Here is a 274-nt window from a genome sequence, read left to right on the forward strand (position 1 = left end):
CCGTGGCAGAGTTGCTTGGCTGCACGTCGATTGTCGACGAGTGGTCGCCGCAAGATAGGCTTGCGACTGACGCGCTGCATCTGACACAGGCAGATCGCTATCAGTTATCGCACATGCACGTTCGTCTCGACGAGAATTTGAAAGCTGTGCATGTTTTCGACATCGAAATGCTGAAGCTGCTGATTCCAGGGGTTGTAAATTCATGAGCACGAAAGACGGAAATCCAAAAGACGCAATCGGCGTAGGCAAGTGGCGCACCTTCACAACCATCCCT

At 52.6% G+C, this 274-nt stretch carries 1 protein-coding gene; it reads left to right on the forward strand.

Features of this window, described 5'->3' with window-relative positions; all coding sequences use genetic code 11:
• Positions 1-206 (forward strand): hypothetical protein (locus Q5762_RS38320; protein WP_315896935.1); only part of this gene is annotated, 206 nt, incomplete at its 5' end.
• Positions 207-274 lie beyond the last annotated feature (68 nt).

It is taken from the genome of Streptomyces sp. P9(2023) (assembly GCF_032436795.1).
Classification (GTDB): Bacteria; Actinomycetota; Actinomycetes; order Streptomycetales; family Streptomycetaceae; genus Streptomyces.